This is a genomic window from Pseudomonas sp. R19M, assembly GCF_050312585.1.
In the GTDB taxonomy this organism is placed as follows: Bacteria; Pseudomonadota; Gammaproteobacteria; order Pseudomonadales; family Pseudomonadaceae; genus Aquipseudomonas; species Aquipseudomonas palleroniana.
Genome location: NZ_JBNPJV010000100.1, coordinates 95,984 through 117,097, shown reverse-complemented (window position 1 = coordinate 117,097; position 21,114 = coordinate 95,984). Strand labels below are relative to the sequence as shown.

15 protein-coding genes are annotated in these 21,114 nt (G+C 61.2%); 5 read left to right on the top strand and 10 right to left on the bottom strand.

The genetic code is table 11. The features are described from left to right. The first annotated feature begins 2 nt into the window (after positions 1 to 2). Positions 3 to 1,961 (top strand): MacB family efflux pump subunit, encoded by a 1,959-nt coding sequence (locus tag ACQRBT_RS25895; protein WP_060756406.1) that lies wholly within the window; start codon positions 3 to 5, stop codon positions 1,959 to 1,961. A gap of 60 nt (positions 1,962 to 2,021) precedes the next feature. Here ACQRBT_RS25895 and ACQRBT_RS25890 read toward each other — a convergent pair whose 3' ends face one another. The 4 genes from ACQRBT_RS25890 to ACQRBT_RS25875 form a co-directional block, all read right to left on the bottom strand. Further along, positions 2,022 to 3,362, bottom strand: a complete 1,341-nt coding sequence (locus ACQRBT_RS25890; protein WP_412046935.1) for a diaminobutyrate--2-oxoglutarate transaminase family protein — start codon at positions 3,360 to 3,362, stop codon at positions 2,022 to 2,024. Positions 3,363 to 3,758: 396 nt separating this feature from the next. Next, on the bottom strand, positions 3,759 to 4,595 hold the full coding sequence (locus ACQRBT_RS25885; protein WP_081087076.1) for a helix-turn-helix transcriptional regulator: 837 nt from the start codon (positions 4,593 to 4,595) through the stop codon (positions 3,759 to 3,761). Positions 4,596 to 4,769: 174 nt separating this feature from the next. Further along, positions 4,770 to 5,375 (bottom strand): LysE family translocator, encoded by a 606-nt coding sequence (locus ACQRBT_RS25880; protein WP_060756404.1) that lies wholly within the window; start codon positions 5,373 to 5,375, stop codon positions 4,770 to 4,772. Beyond that, entirely contained in the window at positions 5,372 to 6,262 is an 891-nt protein-coding gene (locus tag ACQRBT_RS25875; protein ID WP_090372002.1) for a TauD/TfdA family dioxygenase, read from the bottom strand. Before ACQRBT_RS25875 ends, ACQRBT_RS25880 begins: the two co-directional genes overlap by 4 nt. A 188-nt stretch (positions 6,263 to 6,450) precedes the next feature. On the opposite strand from ACQRBT_RS25875, the gene ACQRBT_RS25870 reads away from it, so the two are divergent. After that, complete coding sequence (locus ACQRBT_RS25870; protein WP_060756402.1) at positions 6,451 to 7,401, top strand: LysR substrate-binding domain-containing protein; 951 nt, start codon at positions 6,451 to 6,453, stop codon at positions 7,399 to 7,401. A gap of 16 nt (positions 7,402 to 7,417) precedes the next feature. Here the strand turns inward: ACQRBT_RS25870 and ACQRBT_RS25865 are convergent, their stop codons facing one another. The 5 genes from ACQRBT_RS25865 to ACQRBT_RS25845 all read right to left on the bottom strand — a co-directional run bounded on the left by ACQRBT_RS25865 (position 7,418) and on the right by ACQRBT_RS25845 (position 14,275). Then, positions 7,418 to 9,043 carry a methyl-accepting chemotaxis protein gene (locus tag ACQRBT_RS25865; RefSeq protein ID WP_412046934.1) on the bottom strand — a complete coding sequence of 542 codons (1,626 nt, stop codon included), beginning with the start codon at positions 9,041 to 9,043 and terminating at the stop codon, positions 7,418 to 7,420. Positions 9,044 to 9,166: 123 nt separating this feature from the next. Next, on the bottom strand, positions 9,167 to 10,279 hold the full coding sequence (locus ACQRBT_RS25860) for an alkene reductase (RefSeq protein ID WP_412046933.1): 1,113 nt from the start codon (positions 10,277 to 10,279) through the stop codon (positions 9,167 to 9,169). 47 nt (positions 10,280 to 10,326) lie between these two features. Further along, positions 10,327 to 12,564 (bottom strand): xanthine dehydrogenase family protein molybdopterin-binding subunit, encoded by a 2,238-nt coding sequence (locus ACQRBT_RS25855; RefSeq protein ID WP_412046932.1) that lies wholly within the window; start codon positions 12,562 to 12,564, stop codon positions 10,327 to 10,329. Further along, positions 12,561 to 13,034 (bottom strand): (2Fe-2S)-binding protein, encoded by a 474-nt coding sequence (locus ACQRBT_RS25850; protein WP_060756398.1) that lies wholly within the window; start codon positions 13,032 to 13,034, stop codon positions 12,561 to 12,563. Before ACQRBT_RS25850 ends, ACQRBT_RS25855 begins: the two co-directional genes overlap by 4 nt. Then, positions 13,031 to 14,275 carry a c-type cytochrome gene (locus ACQRBT_RS25845; RefSeq protein ID WP_354001841.1) on the bottom strand — a complete coding sequence of 415 codons (1,245 nt, stop codon included), beginning with the start codon at positions 14,273 to 14,275 and terminating at the stop codon, positions 13,031 to 13,033. Before ACQRBT_RS25845 ends, ACQRBT_RS25850 begins: the two co-directional genes overlap by 4 nt. Before the next feature lie 256 nt (positions 14,276 to 14,531). On the opposite strand from ACQRBT_RS25845, the gene ACQRBT_RS25840 reads away from it, so the two are divergent. The 3 genes from ACQRBT_RS25840 to ACQRBT_RS25830 all read left to right on the top strand — a co-directional run bounded on the left by ACQRBT_RS25840 (position 14,532) and on the right by ACQRBT_RS25830 (position 18,277). After that, positions 14,532 to 15,428, top strand: a complete 897-nt coding sequence (locus ACQRBT_RS25840) for a LysR family transcriptional regulator (protein WP_104993289.1) — start codon at positions 14,532 to 14,534, stop codon at positions 15,426 to 15,428. 223 nt (positions 15,429 to 15,651) lie between these two features. Next, complete coding sequence (locus ACQRBT_RS25835; RefSeq protein WP_412046931.1) at positions 15,652 to 16,602, top strand: GlxA family transcriptional regulator; 951 nt, start codon at positions 15,652 to 15,654, stop codon at positions 16,600 to 16,602. Between the two features lie 178 nt (positions 16,603 to 16,780). After that, a complete protein-coding gene (locus ACQRBT_RS25830; protein WP_412046930.1) occupies positions 16,781 to 18,277 on the top strand; it encodes an ATP-binding protein in 1,497 nt (498 codons plus the stop codon). Here the strand turns inward: ACQRBT_RS25830 and ACQRBT_RS25825 are convergent. Beyond that, positions 18,224 to 21,019 (bottom strand): ATP-binding protein, encoded by a 2,796-nt coding sequence (locus tag ACQRBT_RS25825; RefSeq protein ID WP_412046929.1) that lies wholly within the window; start codon positions 21,017 to 21,019, stop codon positions 18,224 to 18,226. The genes ACQRBT_RS25830 and ACQRBT_RS25825 overlap by 54 nt on opposite strands. Positions 21,020 to 21,114 lie beyond the last annotated feature (95 nt).

The window sequence follows — 21,114 nt, the reverse complement described above, 5'->3', positions numbered from 1 at the left end:
CAATGACTCAAGCCTTGTTGGAGCTCAAAGGCATCAGCCGCAGTTTTGTGGCCGGTGAGAAGGCCTTCATGGCCCTCAAGAATGTCAACTTGACGATCAACGCCGGGGAAATGGTGGCAATCACCGGCGCCTCGGGGTCGGGCAAGTCGACATTGATGAATATCCTGGGTTGCCTGGACTACGCCACTGAGGGCAGCTACACCATCAACGGCCGTGAAACCCGCGACCTGGAAGACCATGAACTGGCGGAACTGCGCCGTGATCACTTCGGTTTCATCTTCCAGCGTTACCACCTGCTGCCGCACTTGAGCGCCATGCACAACGTCGAGATGCCGTCGATCTACGCCGGCGTCACGGAAGCCCAGCGCCACAGCCGTGCCAAGGAACTGCTGGCGCGCCTGGGCCTGGCCAATCACCTGGTCAACCGTCCCAGCCAGTTGTCCGGTGGCCAGCAGCAACGGGTGAGTATTGCGCGGGCCTTGATGAACGGCGGTGAGGTGATTCTGGCCGACGAACCGACCGGCGCCCTCGACACCGCCAGCGGCAAGGAAGTGATGAACATCTTGCTGGAGCTGCACGCGGCGGGGCACACGGTGATTATCGTGACCCACGATGCGAAGGTCGCGGCGAATGCCGAACGTATCATCGAGATGCGCGACGGCGAGGTCCTCAGTGACCGGGCCAATGAACGCGTCGGGATGGAGGCGGCAGCGCCGGCGGCCACCCAGCTCAAGGCCAGCCCGGGGCGGCGCCTGGTGGCGAGCCTGGGGCTGTTCAAGGAAGCCTTCGTGATGGCCTGGATCGCGTTGATTTCGCACCGCATGCGCACGTTGTTGACCATGCTGGGGATCGTGATCGGCATCACCTCGGTGGTGTCGATCGTGGCGATCGGCGAAGGGGCCAAACGTTACGTCCTCAGTGATATCCAGGCGATCGGCAGCAACACCATCGATATCTACCCGGGCACCGACTTTGGTGACAGCCACGCCTCGGCCATCCAGACCCTGGTGCTGTCCGATGTGACCGCGCTCAGCCAGTTGCATTACATCGACAGCGCAACCCCCAACGCCGGGCGCAACCTGCTGCTGCGCTTTGGCAATATCGATGTGGATGCCACGGTCAACGGCGTGAGTGCCAGCTCGTTCCAGGTGCGTGGGATCAAGATCGCCGAAGGCATCACCTTCAGCCAGGAGGATGACACTCGCCAGGCTCAGGTCGTGGTAATTGACCACAATACCCGCAACCGTTTGTTCGGCCCGAATGTCGAGGCACTGGGCCAGATCATCCTGGTGGGGAACTTGCCGTGCACGGTGATCGGGGTGGCGGCGGAGAATAAAAACATCTTCAACACCAGCAAGGCCCTGAATGTCTGGGTGCCGTACGAAACCGCGGCCGGCCGCCTGTTGGGCCAGCGTTACCTGGATAGCATCACGGTGCGGATCAAGGACGGGCAGCCGAGCAAGGTGGTGGAAGCCAACGTGGTCAAACTGCTGGAACAGCGCCACGGCACCAAGGACTTCTTCACCTACAACCTCGACAGCATCATGCAGACGGTGCAAAAGACCAGTCAGTCGCTGGCGTTGCTGCTGTCGCTGATCGCCTTGATTTCCCTGGTCGTGGGCGGCATCGGTGTGATGAATATCATGCTGGTGTCGGTGACCGAGCGCACACGGGAAATCGGCATCCGCATGGCGGTGGGGGCGCGTCAGTCGGATATTCGCCAACAGTTCCTGGTGGAAGCGGTGATGGTCTGCCTGATCGGCGGAGTCATCGGTATCTCGTTGTCGTTCGGCATCGGCTTTGTGTTTTCCCTGCTGATCAAGGAATGGCAGATGGTGTTTTCCCTGGAGTCGATTGTCACTGCGTTCGTGTGTTCAAGCCTGATTGGCATCATCTTCGGCTTTGTACCGGCCCGCAATGCGGCGCGACTGGACCCGATCGAAGCCCTCGCACGGGACTGAGGCACCCGTTAAAAAGCCCGCCACCGGTGACGGTTGGCGGGCTTTTTTTGCGGCCGGTGGTCAGGCCGACTGACTAACGCTGTGCAAGCGGTGCGCGGTGGCGGTGCTGACGGCGTCTTCGAAGCGCTCGAGCACGTTGCCTACCTGGGCTTCGGTGATGGTCAGGGCGGGAAGGAATCGCAGGACGGACCCGTGACGACCGCCGGTTTCGATAATCAGGCCGTTATCGAAACAATTGAGCTTGATCGCCCGTGCCAGGGTGCCATCACCCAGGCCCGCCCGGCCGTCCACGCGTGACTTGGTGACCTCGACCCCGATCATCAGGCCACGACCGCGTACATCGGCGATCGGGTCATATCGCCCGGCGATCTCCTGCAGGCCGGCCAGCAGTTGCGCGCCACGTGCCGTGGCATTTTCAACCAGGTTGGCCTGGCGGATATGGCGCATGGTGGCACGCCCGGCGACCATGGCGATCTGATTGCCGCGGAAGGTGCCGGCGTGCATGCCCGGGCCCCAGGTGTCGAGGTGTTCGGCGTAGACAATCACCGACAGCGGGTAGCCGCCGCCGATCGCCTTGGACAGCACCAGGATGTCGGGCACGATACCGGCATGTTCGATGGCAAAGGTGCTGCCGGTACGGCCCAGGCCGGTCTGCACTTCGTCGATGATCAGCACAATGCCCAACTCGCGGGTGATCTCGCGTAACCCACGCAGCCACTGGGCCGAGGCGGGAATACAGCCACCTTCACCTTGCACCACTTCGACGAGCACGGCGGCGGGGCGGGTGACGCCACCTTCCGGGTCGCAAAGTACGGTGCGGATGTAGTCGATTGACAGTTGGTCCGTCTGCTCGCCATCGGTGCCGAACGGGCAGCGGAAGCGATACGGGAAAGGCAGGAAGTGGGTGTTTTGCGCGGTGACGCTGGGGATGTTTTTGGGGTTGAGATTGCCCATGGCCGACAGGGCACCGGCGGTCATACCGTGATAGCCGCCGTGAAAGGCCATCAGCGCCGAGCGTTTGGTGTAATGGCGCGCCAGTTTGATCGCCGCTTCCACCGCATCCGAGCCGCTGGGGCCGCAGAACAGAATCTTGCTGGAGTCACGCATGGCGGCCGGCAATTGGGAAAACAGTTCCTGTACAAACGCCTGCTTGGCGGGTGTGGCGAGGTCCAGGGCCTGTTGCAGTTGGTCGGTGCCGAGGAAATCCAGCACCGCTTCTTTGACGACGGGCGGATTATGCCCCAGGGCCAGGGTTCCGGCGTTGGCCAGGCAGTCGAGGTATTCCTTGCCTTGGGCATCCTTGACCCACACGCCTTTGCCGCTGACAAACAGGCGCTGGAACGTGGCGGCATAGGTGCGTGCATTCGATTCGACTTTCTTCAGATAACTTAGCTCTTCCATAATCATGCACTCATCGGCTGCGGCAAAGCGCAGCGCTGGATAGTTGATGGAACAAGAGACGGCGTGTCGTTAATAACGAGCGTTATTCAAGGCAGTAAACGGTGGACCGGTTATATGACCGTATGACGTTTGTTGCTGGAAAATAAACGCAGCCGTAAAGTTAGCCGAACAGCCTGTAAAGTGAGCACTGTCAAGTTAACTTATGACCCGGTTTAGTTTGAAGGAAGGCGGCAACGGCCGCTATCGGTTCAGGCGCGGGATGTCCCCGGAATCTCTGTCAATCAGGTGACAATAAGAGTAATAACCCGCGCCTGCGCTTGAACCGTGAAAGTTGTGCGTGGTTGCACGAAGAAAGTGTCAGTGATTCTGCTGTTAAATGAATAAACAGGGTGTTTTTTATTGCAGGCGTGTCACCGTCGGGTTACCGGGATTGGCATGCATCCAACGGATCAGCGAATGGCGCCCGCTGATGCCCATCTTGATCACCGCGCGTTTCAAGTAGCTTTCCACGGTATTGACTTTGAGCTCCAGCGCTTCAGCCAGCTCAGGCGCGGTACGCCCCGCCAGCAGGCCGGCGCAGATTTCCTTTTCGCGGTTGGACAGCCTCAAGCCAGATTGCACCAGGCGAGCCTCAAAACGCTGGCGCAGGGAATCCATGTCCCGGTTTTGTGGGACAAGCCCATCAACGGCGATATTTTTGTCCGGCATGCCTTGAGAATTTATCGCATTAATGTGCTTCTCTACCAACGCCAGCAGGAGCAAGGAGAAATCCTTGAGGATTATCTGCTCCTGCATCGAGAAGTCATCGATGTGTTCGCGGTAGAACGAAATTATATAAAAGTATTCTTTTTTCCGGGATTTGAGATGCAGCTGGGAACTGAAGGGAATGGGCGTCAACGCCGGTTTTGAAGACGCGCCGGCCGACGCTGAAAAGCTCGCCACGGATTGCGCGAGGACGGGCTTTGCTACCTGTAGGGCGGTCGGTGATTCAGGTGTTCTGGGTTGAGCGGACTTGATCAACGAAGACATGTGCTCCGGGCTCAGGATCTCCGCGCCGGCCCCGGTGGGCTCTACGCGCGCGCCGTCAGCGCCATCGATGCGCACATGGGTGATGTGCGTGGCATCCACGGGCACCTTGGTGAGTACCAGATCATGCAGAAATCGCGAGAAGTGGCGGCTGCCCGTACTGGCGATGACTTTACCGATGAGAGGAAACAGTGTTTGAGCGTTCATTATTTCACCGTCATGTTTCGGTTGATGACTGTCACAGCGGTTGGGTCGGTTGAAGCGCAAGCCTCACGGGGTAAAGCGGCAAGAAAGCCCGAGCTTTGGTTGCATGTTTTTAAACGGTGACCTAGCATCATTTTTGAATGATGGCTTAATGATATTATTTGGCGTTGCACGTTTTCATCCCTGCATCAGCCGCTGTGTGCCCATCACTCCGGACAGCAGGCCGATCCCCAGCAGAAATACACTGGGGGCCTTGGCCATGACTTTCTGGGCCACCGCGAAGGACAGCATCTGGCGCGAGATGGCGCCATAGATCAGCAGGATGGTGATATCGATCACCCCCCAGATCAGGGCGAGGATCAGTCCCTGTTTAATGAAGTCGCCATTGGGTTCGATGAACCCAGGCAGGAAAGCGAGGAAAAACAGGATGTCTTTCGGGTTGGACAACCCCACTTTCAGGGCGCGCCAGAAAAAATGACGCTGGCTTTTTTGCACCGTGGCAACGCTGTCCGAACTGGCCAGGAGGCTGGACACCCCCAACCAGGCCAGATACAGCCCGCCGACCACTTGGCCCCAGTTCAGCAGCACCGGGCTCACATCCAGCGCGGTATAGATGAGCGTCAGGGTGATCAGCAGCAAGAGTTGGGCGGACACCACGCCGCCTGTGATCGTGGCCGCAGGCCAGGCTTGCCTGGCATCGGAGATGACCAGGGCCACCACCGGACCGGGCGAGGCAATCAGGAAAAACACGGCCAGGGCAAAGGTCAGGTGCAGCATGCTCATAGGGTGGTTACCAGGTCCAGGACACGTTGGTTTTTGCCCAGGCGTTGCGCGTAGTAGCGATAGCCGGCGACCGCGAATGTGCGTTGGATCCAGCGATCGCGGCCATCCAGGCCAGCTGAGAACGCACTGCGGGCATGCGCGGTTTTACGGTTGTCGATGATCAACAGGTCACCGGCCTTGAGGTGCACCGGGTGGGCGACTTCCCAGGCGGCCTTGCGCAGGAGTTCGAGCTTGAGTTGCGCGTGTTTGCTGCTGGCCACCATGAATTGAGGGTCAAAGCGGAAATAGGGGGACTCGGGGTCACCGTATAGAACCGTTTGTTTTTGGTTTATATCAATGCGGCAGTTTTTTTCTGTGGCGCAGTAGTCCGACAGAAAGTTGTATTTTTCTTCATGGAAATAATTCAGGTCATGCGGGGTAATAATGTCGCGAATGCCATCGATGGAGCTGATGAAGGTCGCGGCCTCGGCGCCGGGGTCCTGGCGCAGGCAGAAAAGCACCAGATAATCCGGAGACACGGCATGAAAGGCATTTTCGGTATGCAGTTCCAACTCACAATCGTAGCTGTCCGAGTTGGCACCCTTGGAGTACTTTTTATGCGGGAAAAAGTTATTGATGATATCGCCGTTGGATTCCTGGATATAACCAATTGGGTCGCCCAGCATGGCCGTGGCTTTCAGAATGATCTGCTCACTGATCGTGCACTCTTTTTGCAGGCTGGCGCGGTCGCTCGGTGTTGGCGGAATTGTGCCGATGGGCAGGTCTTTTAAATGCAGGAAGCCTTTTTTATTACCAAATAAACGAAAATTCAATATATCGGATTCGGTCGCCTGGTCGAGTTTCGCTTGCTGGATACTGGAAGACAGGAGTTGATTGAAATTAGGCATGGTGAAGGATCTGCTGTGTGTTTAAAAACTATTAAAGGCCGCAGAGGTTAGGCGCATGCCAAGCATGATTGGATTTTTTATAGGGTTCGGTTGCGCTTGAAATGACTAATAAGTCTGTCGCTTATTTGTACGGTTGATTATTTGTCAATCGCACGGTATTTAAAAACGGAAAAAAATGATGGGTAAGGATGAGTATGAATCATGATGCGCTTGATCAGGGCGCGCGCCGGCTGCCGCCGCTCTACGCATTGCGGGCCTTCGAATTGGCTGCGCGTTTCAGTTCTTTTACCCAGGCTGCCGACACCCTCTTTATCACCCAAAGCGCCGTAAGCCGGCACGTCAAGGCCTTGGAGGAGCATTTTGGCTGCGCATTGTTCGAGCGCAAAGGGCCGAAAATTTTCCTCACCCAGACCGGACGATTGTTGGCTCAAGAATTGAAAGTCGGCTTTCGCCTGATCGAAAATGCCTGCACCGTCACCAGCCGCAAGGAGAAAACCCTGAGGGTCAAGGCGCCTTCCACCTTGACAATGCGCTGGTTGCTGCATGTGCTGGATGAGTTCAATGCCGTGAACGGTATAGAGCAGGCGCAATTGTCCAGCGAGTGGATGGACGTCGATTTCGTCAACTTCGATGTCGAGCCGTTCGACTGTGCCGTGTTGTTGGGCAACGGGCGTTTTTCCGATGACCTTGAGTTTATCAAGCTGTTTGATGAATGGCTGATACCGGTCTGCTCGCCGAGCCTGCTGGAGCAACACAACCTGAGCGGTGAGGGGATATTCTCCGCGGAATTGATCCACCCGTCCCGGGACCGGCGCGATTGGCAACGCTGGCTGGAGCGTGTGGGCTTGATGTCGGCGGTTTCCTGGCAGAAAGGCAAAATTTTCGACACCCTGGAGCTGGGTATCTCCGCCGCGATCCAGGGGCGCGGCGTTTCCATCGGTGACCTGGCGCTGGTCGGTGACGAATTGGTCAAGGGCTCACTGGTACTGCCCTACAACAAGGCGGTCAGTACCGGTGACAGCTACTATCTGGTATGGCCCGCACGCAGCAATCACAACGCCGCGCTGGAGAGCTTCAAGCGTTATTTGCTGGAAACCGTGCCGGTGATAGACGAGCGTGGGTTGGAATTCTTGAGTTGACGCAGCCCTGGCAACGTCAGGTTCGAAAGCGTCCCACCAGCGTGCTCAACCCCGCGGCCAGCGTTGCTAGCGCCTGGCTGGCTGCGCGGGTCTGCAAGGCGCCTGCCGCAGACTGCGCCGACAGGTCGCGGATCGCCAGCAAATTGCTGTCCACCTCACGGGCAACCTGAGCCTGCTCTTCGGCTGCACTGGCAATCACCAGGTTGCGCTCATTGATCTGGCTGATGGCCGCGAAAATATCTTCCAGCACGGCCCCCGACGCCTGGGTGATACCCAGTGTGTCTTGCGCCCGCGCCGTGCTGCTGCGCATCGACCCCACCGCCTGTTCGGCCGTGCTTTGCACGTTCGCAATCATCTGTTCGATCTCGCGGGTCGATGTCTGGGTACGGTAGGCGAGGGTGCGCACCTCGTCGGCCACGACGGCAAACCCCCGGCCTGCTTCACCTGCGCGGGCCGCTTCGATGGCCGCATTGAGGGCCAGCAGGTTGGTCTGCTCCGACACCGAGCGGATCACGTCCAATACCTTGCCGATGTTGCGCACTTCATCGGCGAGGTGCTGGATATGCGTTGCGCTGCCCTGAATCTCGGTGGCCATCGATTGAGTGCCGCTGATGTTCTCGCGCACTTGCTGGCGGCTTCTTTCCGACAGCGTATGGGAGGCGGTGGCCGCTTGCGAGGTAGACACTGCGTTGCGCGCCACTTCTTCGACCGCGCTGGTCATCTGGTTGACGGCTGTCGCTGCCTGTTCCAGTTGCATGTCCTGCTGTTGCAGGCCACGGTTGCTTTCTTCGGTGACGGCATTGAGTTGTTCAGCGGCTGAGGCCAACTGCGTGGCGGAGTCAGCGATCTGGATCAGTGTTTCGCGCTGGCGGGTCTGCATGCGTTGGAGTTCAACGAACAACTCGCCGATTTCGTTGCGACCAGGCGAGACGACCTCACAGGTCAAGTCGCCCCCGGCAATACGTTTGAAGTGCTCGCCGGCCTCGCGCAATGGCCGCAGGACCCTGCCGGCAATGAATGTCCAGCAGACGAGCGCGAGTGCCAGGGTCGCCAGGGTCAGGGCGATAGCCAGCGTTTGCGCGGTCTTCAGCCGCGCAGCCGCTTGCGTGTTGATCTCTTGGGCGCGGGCATTCAAAGCGTCGACCAGCTTCACGCGGATTTCCTGCAGCTTGGTCATGCTATTGCCGGCAGCGATATTGACCTGGAAATACTGATCGGCCGAATGCGCACGAGTGGCGGCGCGCTGGCCGGCGATGGCCGTACCGTATTCGGCGAATGCCTCTTTGAGAGTGTCGGCGAGCGCTTTCAGCGCCGGCTCACGCAAGTCTGTGGTCGAGGCATCGAGCTTGGCGATGGCCTCGCTCCAGATAGCCTCGCTGCGAACCAGCCGTGCCTGCGACTCATCAAAGCGTGCGCCGACGGTCTCGATAAACGCCGAGGACACATTGGCGCTGGTGCGAATGGCCAGTAGCAATGCGTTGTTGATCCCGTCGATTTGGCGTGAAGTGCGCCCCAACTCGTCAATCTGGTCGTGACTGCGTTCGGCCGACCACCAACCGTTCAGGGCCGAGAACAGCAGTGCAATGACGAACAGCAGGAGCACCCCGAACATACCGGTGCGAATTTTCAGATGGGCGAGCATGAGGCCACTCCGTGAACGACTGGATAATAGTGACCGAGCTATCCGCCGCCGCTTCAGGAACTTAAGCGGCAAAAGTGGGAACTCGTTCGATTACCGGACGTTAAATGCGGCGCGGGTTGAGGCTTATGGATGAGCGGGGTAATCAGTGTATCCGCGCTGGTCGCCACCAAAGAAGGTACTGGGGTCTGACGCATTGAGCGCCAGTCCCTCACGGATGCGCCGTGGCAAGTCAGGGTTGGCCAGGAACGGCCTTCCGAAGGCAATGATGTCAGCGCGGTTGGCGGCCAGGGCATGTTCTGCGGTTTTCGGATCGTAACCACCGGCCACCATCAGCACGCCTTTCCATTGCGTACGAAGTTGGCCGATGATTGCGTCCCAGCGCGGATCGAAATGCTCGTCCTTGACGGTGCCGACCACGGCAGGTTCCACAAGGTGCAGGTAGGCCAGGGGCCAGCGGTTCAGGGCGCTGACGATATGGCCGAATGTGGCTTCGGGAGTCGCATCGCCCATGCCCATGAAGCGGCCCATCGGTGTCAGCCGTACACCTACGCGCTCCGCCCCGACCTCATCGGCAACCGCCTCGACGACTTGCAACAACAGGCGCGCGCGATTTTCCACACTGCCGCCGTAGACGTCCTCACGCTGGTTGCTGTTGCTATTGATGAACTGGTCGAGCAGATAACCGTTGCCCGCGTGGATTTCAATGCCGTCCATCCCGGCTTTCAAGGCGTTGCGCGCGGCGCGACGGTAATCCTCGATGATCTGCACAATCTCCGCAGTTTCCAGGGCACGTGGTACGGGTACATCCCCCCAGACGCCGTTGCCATTGTCATCGACGATAAATGTCTTGCCTGGCACCGGCAGTGCGCTGGGGGCAACCGGCAGGGCGTTATCGGGTTGGAAGCTGGGGTGAGAAACTCGCCCGACATGCCACAGTTGCATGAAGATCAGTCCCCCGGCTTCGTGCACCTGTGTACTCACCTGGCGCCAGCCTTGCACCTGTTCATCACTGTAAATCCCCGGGGTCCAGGCGTAGCCCTGGCCTTGACGGGAAATCTGCGTGGCTTCGGTGATGATCAAGGCGGCACTGGCGCGTTGCCGGTAATACTCGGCGTTCAGGGCGGTCGGAAGATCGCCCGGCTGGCCGGCTCGGGAGCGGGTCAGAGGGGCCATGGCCACACGATGAGCCAGTGTGTAGGGGCCAACGGCGATAGGTTGAAACAGGTGCTGAGTCATGGGTAGTTCCTTTGCGTCAAACGCAATGCGTTGAAGGGGGCTTGGGGCTATGCCTGTTGCACTGAGCGGGTCAGGGGCAGGTTCAGCCAGCGGCGGCCGGTGGCGTTCGCGACGGCGTTGCCGATGGCGGCGGCCATGGGGCCCTGGACGATCTCGGCCGCGCCAAGAAAGGGTTGCCCGGGCTGATCGAGCAAATGTACGTCGACCTGCTTGGGTAACTGAGGAAAGCGCAGGATCGGGTAACCGCTCCAGTCGTAGCTGCGGACTCCGCCCGGGTCGTAGCCGACTTTTTCATACAAGGTCCAGCTGGCGGACTGCACGATGCCTCCCTCCACCTGGTTGCGCAGGCCATCGGGGTTGACGATTTGCCCCACGTCCACGGCGGTTATCACTTGGTCGAGCTGAATCTCGCCGGTTTGCGGATGCACGTGCAAACGCACGGCGAGTGCGCAGTAGCCCATGATGTTCTTGTAGCGGGCAAACGCGAAGCCAATGCCGGAGCCCGGTTGATTGCCTTTATGCGGCCAGCCGCTGGCATCCCGGACGCGCTCGACTACCGCACGGGCTCGCGGGTCTGCCAGATGGGCAAGGCGCAAGGCAACCGGATCGGTGCCGGCCTGGATGGCCAGTTCATCGATGCAGGCTTCGATGGCGAAGATATTGATGTGGGCCCCCAGCGAACGCATGGCGGATGTGCGAAACGGCATTGTGGTCACGAAGTTCATGTCGATGCGCGTAGAGGCCAGGGTGTACAGCGGCACCGCATTCCGATCGCCATCCCCTTCGGGCTGGGCGATTGGAACCGACGGCGCGGAGACGAACGGACGGGCCAACAGCCGAGCGGGGATCAGTCTGCCGGCATTTACGATGCGTTCGTTGTGTGGCGTGGTCCACAGCTCATAGGCCCAGTCCTGCAATTTGCCCTGTGCATCGAGGGTGGCCCGGACCTCGGTGAGCATGGCACTGCTGTAGGGCTCCCAGAGGTTTTCCTGCTCGCGCATCCATTGCACACGCACGGGCGTGCCGGCGACGCGCATTGCAATCAGCGCGGCGTCGGCTGCCGCGTCGTCCGCGCCATTGTGGCCGTAACAGCCGGCCCCCTCGACATGGATGCAGCGCACCTGCGCCGGTGTCAGCCCCAGCATCTCGGCGATCCCGGTGCGAAGAGGGTAGACACCTTGCGTGTGGGTCCACACGGTGAGCATGCCGTCCTTGAACCAGGCCACGGCGCAGGACGGGCCAATGGACCCGTGCATGAGGTACTGCTTGGTGACGCGCGCGTGATAACTCGCGCCGGCTACGGCGGCCGGGTTACCTTCATGGCTGATGGGATAGCGATGGGCGGGCAGGCGGGTCAACAACGAGTGGATGTCATCCGCGTCGGGAATCGCCTCTGCACCGCTCCAGCGGGCCAGCGCATACCCGCTGCGCATCGCTTTGATGGCTTGCCATTCATCTTCGGCCACCACGGCCAGGTAGTTGCCGTCGCGCACCACCTGTACGACGCCGGGCAGGTTTTTGACTGACTCGGTATCGAACGCTTCAAGCAGGCAACCAGGACGTGGTGGACGGATGACGCGGGCATGGAGCATGCCGGGCAGGCGCAGATCCTGGACGAACGCTGCGCCACCACTGACTTTGGCCGGGATATCCAGGCGTGCAAGAGAATGGCCGATCAGCTTGAACGTGGACGCCGGCATCGAGGGTGATTGCGCCTTCGCATAGTGGTGCAGGTCGACGCCCTTGACGGCTTCGGCATAGGTCATGCGTTGCCCGTTTGGGCCCTGGATGATGCCCTCCTGAGTGGTCAGCAAGGCGGTTTCGACTTTCCAACGGCGTGCCGCCGACTCCAACAGCAACTCGCGAACCTGAGCCGCCGCATTGAACAAGGCCGTGCCGCTGTCGAAAATACTGTGGCTGCCGGCGGTGTAGCCTTCGTCGGGCGTCAGGGCGGTATCCGCAGTGAGCAGACGGATCGCGGAGGGTGAGATATCCAGGCGTTCGGCGGCAATCTGCAGGAGGGCGGTTTTCACGCCTGTCCCCAATTCAACCTTGCCGGTGTAGACGGTGATGCCCTCGGCATCGACGCGGATCCAGGCATCGAGGTAGGGATTGGTGCGCAGGCTTCCAGGAAGATCGGGTGCCAGCACCACCGTGCCGAGTGTATCGACTTCGCTGTCGGCCAGTGCATGCCGCGCTGCCGGTAAAAGGGTGAATGTCAGGACCAGCGCGCCTGCGCGCAGAAAAGCGCGGCGCCCCTGATCAACCTCAGGCTGAAGGGTCATACGGCGCTCCTGTCTTGCCTGGCGACACGGCTGATCGCCTCGACGATCCGCAAGTGGGTTCCGCAGCGGCACAGGTTGCTCGCCATATGCTCGCGAATGGTGTCTTCGTCTGGATGGGGAGTGTGCTCAAGCAACGCCTGGGCGCGCATCAGCATGCCGGCGATGCAGTAACCGCATTGCGCGGCCTGGGTCTCGATAAAGGCTTTTTGCAAAGGGCCTGGTCGCTCTGCCGTGCCCAGGCTCTCGACCGTGCGGATGGCCTTGCCCTCCAGGCCCGTGCAGGGGGTCAGGCAGGAAAATACCGGCTGGTCATCCACCAGCACAGTGCAGGCACCGCACTGTCCCAGACCGCAGCCGTACTTGGCGCCGTTAAGCCCCAGATGATTGCGCAGCGCATACAGCAACGGCATGTCGGGCGCGAGCTCCAGCGAGTGGGGCGAGCCGTTGACGTTGAGGGTCATTTGGGTCATTGCGCCTCCTGGCGTAACTCGTGAAGGGTGGAAGAAAGGTCTGTCCATGGCTGGCCCGGCTTCGCCTGCTCGCGAAGAAATGCAGCCAGTGCCGCGATCTGCTCGTTGTCCAGGCTGGCAACGAACGGTGGCATGGCCGGCCCGGGTTGCCCTGGGGTGGCCGGCACGCCTTCGAGCACCGTCTTGAGAAAGTTGCGCGCGCTCACTGCCTGCAGCGCTGAGGTCTGGCCCAGGGCGGGGCGCCCGTCGATCTCGCGCATCGGCGCGGCCGGGCCATGGCAGCCCGCACAGGCGCCTTCGAACAACAGGGCGCCAGACGCCTGCTCGGCTGCCCCGATGGGGCGTGTGACCGCTGGGGCGGGGGAGGGAGATGCGGCGCTCGTGAGGCTCAGCAGGTATTCGGCAATGGCTTCGGCGTCGCCGGCGGGCAGCTTGGCCAGGCCCAGGCTGACCGGGCGCATCGGCCCGGCCGCGGTACCATGGCCTGCCACGACTTCCGCGCGCAGATAGCTCACCAACTGCTCGCTGCTCCAGGCAGGGGCACGGTTGGCCAGGCCCAGCAGGGAAGGCGCGTCCCATCCGTCGACCCGCCCTCCCGCAAGGTGCTCAGCGGTTTTCTCGGCGCCCAGCGGGTCAAGTGGAGAATGGCAGCCGGCGCAGTGGCCTGGACCTTCGACCAGGTAGCGGCCACGGTTCCAGCTTGCCGATTGCTGCGCCACGGGCGTCAAGGGTTGGGTATGCAGGAACAGCAGATTCCAGAACGACACCAATGGCCGGATGTTCATCGGGAATTTCATCTGGTTCGGTACGGCTGGCGAGTGCACGGCGGGGCCACTCATCAAATAGGCATAGACGTCCTGGATATCCCCTTGCGTCAGGCGGCGGTAGTGCACGTAGGGGAAGGCGGGATACAAGAAGTGCCCATCGCGCGCGACCCCTTCGCGCATGGCTCGCTCAAAGGCCGGTAATGACCATCGGCCAATACCGGTCTCGGCGTCCGGTGTGATATTGGTGCTGTAGAGCGTGCCGAACGGTGTTACCAGAGCCAATCCACCCGCCAGGTATTGGCCGCCGGGACGTGTATGGCAGACTGCGCAGTCGCCGGCTTCGGCTACCCGCGCGCCCTGTTTTACCTGAACGGGATCGAAGTGCCGTGGCGGTTCGGCCGGTGCGATCGCCGGGCGCCACATCAGCAGCACCGCGCATATCCCACCGGCCAAGGCGAGAACTGCAGCGCCCACTCCTAGCTGCCTGGCTTGCATGACATCACCCTTCATTCGTCCGTGAACCCGCAAGGGATTCGTATCGCCGAGGGTAGAGAAGAGACGCACGCGGCGGTATTGCCAAACCGCGCAACGGCGCTTTGCGTCATACGCATCGCTCAGTTGGCCCAGCGTCGGATTTTCCTCGGCGCCGGTGCCTGAGCACACGTGTGCAAGACACTCCATGCACGCTTGGGCATAGTGGTTCGCTTGTTTTTTTGTTCGGAATTGGCTGATGGACAAATTGCTGGCGCTGAAGATGTTCGTTGAAACCGTGCGGTGTGGCGGCTACTCATCAGCGGCGCGCAAGCTTGGTCTCTCGACGTCTTCGGTGACGCGCCAGGTGGCCGGCCTGGAAAGTGCCTTGGGCGCCAGCCTGCTTAATCGCACCACACGCAACACCAGTGTCACGGCTGCGGGGCAGGCTTATTTCGAAAAGGCCGTGGTGATTCTCGACGCCGTCGACGAAGCCGATGCCACCGTCGCCGACCGTGGCACCGAGATCCAGGGGCACCTGCGTGCCAGCGTCCCGGTAGAGTTCGGGCGACGCATTATCGCGCCTCACCTGGGGCGTCTGCTTGAGCGTCATCCGGGCCTGGAGATCAGCCTATCGTTGAGCGATCGGGTCAGCGACCTGATCAGCGAGCGCATCGACGTGTCTGTGCGCCTCGGTTCTTCGATGGTCAACGAGGACGTCGTCAGCAAGAAGATCGGGGATTTCCAGCGTTGGGTCGTGGCCAGTCCCGAGTACCTGGCGCAGGCCGGTCTGCCGCTGCATCCCAATGACCTGCTCAACCATCAGTGCCTGCGGTTTGACTATGGCGCGGCGCACCACGACTGGACGTTCCAGGGCGACGAGGACACCTTGCGCCTGAGCGTGCAGGGGCGCTTGCAAAGCAACAACGCCGACATCCTGCGCGAAGCGGCACTGGCGGGTGGCGGGGTGGCGCTACTGGCCGACTGGCTGGTGCGTGACGATGTCGGCCGGGGCCATCTGACCCGCGTGCTGGAACAGTATGAAGTCAATCCCGGCACCGCCAGCACCGGCATCAATGCGCTGTATCTGCCTAACCACCGTGGCTCGCGGCGTATCAATGTGTTTATCGCATTCCTTGAGGAAATCCTCGGCTAACGCCCTTCATCTGGCGTACGGTTTCTGCCAGCCAGCGCAAGACTGGTGGGTGGGTTGCGCGGTAGCGCGAGCCATTTAAGATCAAAGCTGAAATCGAAATACTGTCTCGCCAAGGTTGACAGTAGTGTGCGTGGGTTCACGTTTCCTTCACGTTGCAATTGGCCATAATGGTCAGCACTGCCCCACGTCTCCTATTTACTTTGACATCAGTGATTTCCAACCCATGAAAACCGTGGCAATGGTGCTGTTTCCAGACTTTCTCCTGCTCGATATGGCCGGGCCCATGGAAGTGTTTTCCATCGCCAATCGTTATCTGGCGGCGGCCGATCATTATCAGCTGTTGACGATCGGCACCGAGCATGGCGCCTTGCGCGCCTCCAATGGCGTCAATGTTCAGGCCGACGTGCACATAGACCAGGCCGGCGACAGCTATGACCTGTTGCTGGTGCCGGGCGGCCCGGGGGCCTACAACGGAAAACACCGGCCGTTGCTCGACTGGCTGCAGGGCGCGGTCGGCCGGTCGGCCAGGTATGGCTCGATCTGCACCGGGGCGTTCATATTGGGGCATGCCGGTTTGCTCGACGGTTATCAGGTGACGACTCACTGGCATTACACGGAGCGGTTGATTCGGGCGTTCCCCAAGGCAATCGTCAAGACCGATCAGATTTACGTGCAGGATCGCAACCTGAACAGTTCCGGCGGGGTCACCGCCGGCATCGACCTGGCACTGGCGCTGGTCGCCCAGGACCACGGCAAGAAAATCGCCCAGGACGTGGCCAAGGTCTTGCTGGTGGTGATGAAGCGCCAGGGCGGGCAAGCGCAGTTCAGCCCGTTGATGCCTGCCGTGGCGCCGCCGGAAACGCCGGTAGCCCGGGTGCAGAACTATGTGCTCGAACACATTGATGAGGCCTTTAGCGTCGAACGCATGGCCAGCCTGGCGAATATGAGTGCGCGACATTTCGCCCGGGTGTTTGCCCGTGAAGTGAACATGACGCCCATGGAGTTTTTGCAAAGCGCGCGTATCGACTGGGCCCGCAGCCTGCTGGAAACCAGCGACCTGCCGCTCAAGACCGTCGCCTACAAAAGTGGTTTCGGCAGCGTGCGGCACATGCGTTTTCTGTTCGGTGAAAAACTCGGCTTGACCCCCGCCCAGTACCGCGAACTGTTCAACTGAGGCGTGGTTGTCCGTCCTGCGCACCGGGATGGCCGTGACGCTCCCTCCAGGGCGGTTGTCCCGTCACGGGTGTCTGCCAAGATGTTTATGAATTCTTGGCAATGGAGATGCGAGAGCCTGGGCGAACTCGTGCAATGCGCTACCTCGAGTCGGGCCAGGTTTTGCGCACTGAATGTGCATGAACAGACTCAGCGATTTAAACAACAGTGCGGTGTTGCGGTTTGGTCCGTATGTGTTTCACACGCGTCAACGGCTGATCCTGCACGGTGATCGGCCGCTGCGTATGGGCGGGCGGGCCCTGGATATCCTCCAGGTACTGGTCGAACACGCAGGCGACGTGGTCAGCAAGGAGGCATTGATTGCCCAGGTCTGGCCGACTTCGGTGGTCGAAGAAATCAACCTGCGTGTGCACATCGCCGCCCTGCGTCGGGCCCTCAACGATGGCCAGGACGGCTGTTGCTACATCGTCAATGTTCCCCAGCGCGGTTATTGCTTTGTCGCCCCGGTGCAACGCGAGCCGGACGGGCTGCCGGTTTCGATCGAGACCGTTGAGCAACCCCGACACAACCTGCCGGTACGGATCACGCCGGTAATCGGTCGGGATTCGCTGGTGGGCAGCGTGGTCCGGCAGTTGCCGGTGTGCCGTTTCATGACACTGGTCGGCCCCGCCGGCATTGGCAAGACCACGGTGGCTTTGCGCGTGGCCGAACTGTTGTTGCAGCACTATGACGATGGCGTCTGGTTGGTGGATCTGGCGGCACTCGATGATCCGGCGCGGCTCGTCGATTATCTGGGTCAGACGCTTGAACTGGACGTGGGTGGGAAGGCGCTGGCGCAACGGCATGCGTTGCTGGTGCTCGACAATTGCGAGCACTGGCTCGAATGCTGCCGAAAGCATGTGGAGAGCCTGTTGGCTGCGGCGCCACGGTTATCGATCCTGGTCACCAGCCGCGAGCCGCTGCGGGCTGCGCGGGAGACGGTGCAGTGTCTGCCGGCCCTGGCGGTGCCGCCGATGTCGGCGTTGCACAGTGTCGGCGAGACCCTGAGCTATTCGGCGGTGCAGTTGTTTGTCAGCCGTGCCCGTAGCCGCCAACAGGGCTTTACTCTGCGTGAGCAGGACCTCCCGGCCGTGCGGGAAATCTGTCGGCGCCTCGACGGTCTGCCGCTGGCCATCGAGCTGGCGGCGGCGCAGATCGATGCGCTGGCACTGGTTGGGCTGCGCGCGCAACTGGATAACTGTTTTCAATTGCTGACCCAGGGCCGGCGCACCGCCGTCGCGCGGCATCAGACACTCAAGGCCGCATTGGACTGGAGCTATCAGCGCCTGAGCCCGTTGGAACAGACCGTCCTGCAAGGGCTGGCGGTGTTCAAGATAGCCTTTACGTTGGACGCGGCCATCGGCGTCATCAGCTGTGCGGTACTGCGGCCCGCCAACCTCGTCGAAGTGATAGACCGGCTGGTGCATAAATCGCTGCTGTCCGCTGAACAAAGCAATGGCGTCACCCGTTACCGGTTCCTCAACACCACCCGCACTTACGTGCTGGAAAAACTGGAACTGAGCGGGCTGCAGCGCGTGTTTGAAGTGCGTTATGCCGGCTACATCAGCCGGGCACGCTGGGTCTCAGGCAAGCCGGTGTTGTTGCAACTCGTCAAGCAAGCGACGGACTTTGCTTAGGTCCGGGGTGGCAAAGCCTTCGGTAAACGCGTTGTAGAGGGGCGCCAGCAAATCATGGGCTTGTTGCAGGCGTCCTTGACGCTGCCAAAGCTCGGCCAGGGATGTCGCCGTGCGCAGTTCCCACGCCCGTGCCCCCTGGGCCCTGGCAATTTCCAGGGCTTGGAGCAGCACCGTCTCGGCAGCACTCTGGCTGTTTTGCGCAAGCAGGGCATTCGCTCTGGCCCGCAGGATTTCCGCTGTGCTCCAACCGGCAGCGCCGTTTTCGGCGCGTGCCAGCAAGGCGTCATCGACGAAACCGCTATCCAGGGTGACCATGATTTCATGGATCAGCCCGTTGCCGGCTGTCGCGGTCGGATGTGCGCCCTCGGCATCGAGCACCTGCGCATACTGCCGGGCCCAGTTATAGAACAGCAGCACCGAGTGCTTTTGTGCCTGTTCGAGCAGCAGGCGCAAGAGCTCGCGGGCCGTTTGGCGGTCACCGTTGTAGTGCGCGATCAGGCACCCGGACAGCGCCAGCGTGTAGCAGATGGACGTGCCGTGGTCGATCTGGACGGCAATGTCCAACGCCTGCCGGGCAGTCTTCCAGGCCTTTTCGGGAAGGCCCTGCAACCAGAGGATCCGCGCCAGAATGGTCAGGGACGCGACGCTCTGGTCGTACTGGATGCCAAAGCCATGGGTGAAGCGATTGAGGTGCCCGCTCTGGGCCATGCACTGGAGGACCTGTTCGGCGCGCTGGCGTGCCTGGTGCTGGTCACCGGCAAAGTGCAGGGCCAGCACCTGCAAACGCTGGGTACTCAGGGAAACGGCGGCGTTGCCTTGCTCGCCCAGGCGATCGAATTGCAGGCTCTGTTCCAGGGCCGTTTGATAGTTGCCGCAACTGAGGTTGACCGCCATGTGCCCGGACACGGCCCGGAGCTGGCCGGCCAGGTCGTTGTTGCTTTCGGCCAGGGTTCGGGCGCTTACAAAGGCTTCGACGGTTTCGGCGGTGCCCCCTTGGGTGTGGTAGCAGGCGCTGCCGAGGGCGAGGTTGAGGGCCATTTTCAGGCGGGGGCAGGGCGCGGGCGTCAATTGGAGCAGGGCCAGGGCCTTGCGCACGTAGACACCGTGCTCCTTGAGCAGCGACAGTTCCTGCCAGAGGGGCGTCGACACCGAAGCTAGCTGGATCGCCACGGTCTGTGGCCCTTGCGCGTTAAAACCCCAATCCAGGGCCGCGCGGATGTCTTCCAGGTGGCGCGCGTAGCGCTCGATCCAGACCTCGGTCTGGACCTGCTCCCAATCGTTGCCGGCCTGGTGCATCAAGGCCAGGCAGCTCTCGGCGTGGCGTTGCAGGGTGCCCTGCAAATCATTTGCCTGGTCGAGTTTTTCCAGGGCATAGCTGCGGGTAGTGTCGAGCAGACGGTAGAACACCTGCTCGTCACCGACCTCCACGTTCAGCAGGGACTTGGCCACCAGTTGCGTAATCGCGCCCAGTACCGCGTGGGGTTCGAGCTGTTCCCCGACAATCACCGTCGCTGCGGCTTCCAGCGTGAAACTGCCCCTGAATACACTCAGTCGGCGCAGGCTGATCTGTTCACAGGGCGTCAGCAGCTCAAAGCTGCAGTCGAGTGTTGCGCGCAGGGTCTGATGCCGGCCCAGGGTCGTCTGGCCGCCCTGTGCGTATAAGCGAAAACTGCCTTGCAGTTGCTTCAACAGTTCGCTCAGGCCGAGGCTGTTCACGTGTGCGGCGGCCAGTTCGATCGCTAACGGAATACCGTCCAGGCGGCGGCAGATCTCGATCGCCAGAGGCAGTTCGTCATCGCTCAGTTCGAAACTGTCATGGCTGGCCATTGCCCGTTCGACGAACAGTTGCACCGCCGAAAAGCCCAGGGCTTGGGAGCGCTCCAGCGCAGCGACGGGCGGCGGGCAGTCGAGTGTTTCCAGGCGCTGCACGAATTCGCCTTCGGCCCGCAGGCTCTCGCGGCTGGTGGCCAGAATGTGCACATCGGGCGCCCCGCGAAGGAGGCTTTCACTGAGTAGCGCAATCGCGTCGATCAGATGCTCGCAGTTATCGAGGACCAGCAGCATGTGCCGTTCATGCAGGAAGGTCGTCAGCGCGCTCAGCGGCTCGGCGTCGTGCAACGACAGCTCCAGCAGCGTCGCCAGGTGGTTGGCGATCATCGCGGGATCGCTGATCGAGGCCAGGTCCAACAGGCGAATGCCGTCCCGGTAGCGACCGATCAGCTGTTCTGCGACGCGCAGCGCCACGCTGGTCTTGCCGATCCCCCCAGGGCCGACAAGGGTGATGAAACGCTGGCGTGGCAATTGCGTTACCAGACTGTCAACCAGGGCCTGGCGACCCACCAGGCGCGTGTGACGAATCGGCAAGTTATGCCCGCGCTGCCCCTGGCCGCTGCTCGGCGGGCGTTGTTCGGCGGGCGCCAGCGAATACGGCGCGACGAAGCTGTAACCCCGCTGGGCCACGGTGACGATATAGCGCTGGCCGGCTTGACCGTCGCCGAGGGCTTTGCGCAGCGCCGCGATATGCACACGCACATTGATGTCTTCGACAACGCTGTTGGGCCAGACCCGTGCGATCAATTGCTGCTTGCTGACCAGATCCCCGGCGTGCTCCAGCAGGATCAACAGAATGTCCATGGCGCGCCGGCTCAGGCGCAGGGGCTGGTCGGCCTCCAGCACCAGGCGTTGTCCGGGGTAGACCCGGTAAGGGCCGAAATGTACAGCCTGTTCGGGGGAAAGGGTCAACGGGTCACTCCTGCCTGCATGCGTCTATCACGGGGTATCCGAGCATGTTCCTGAGTTTTTTGCGGCAGCGCAACGCGGCGGGACCGGGTGTGCGT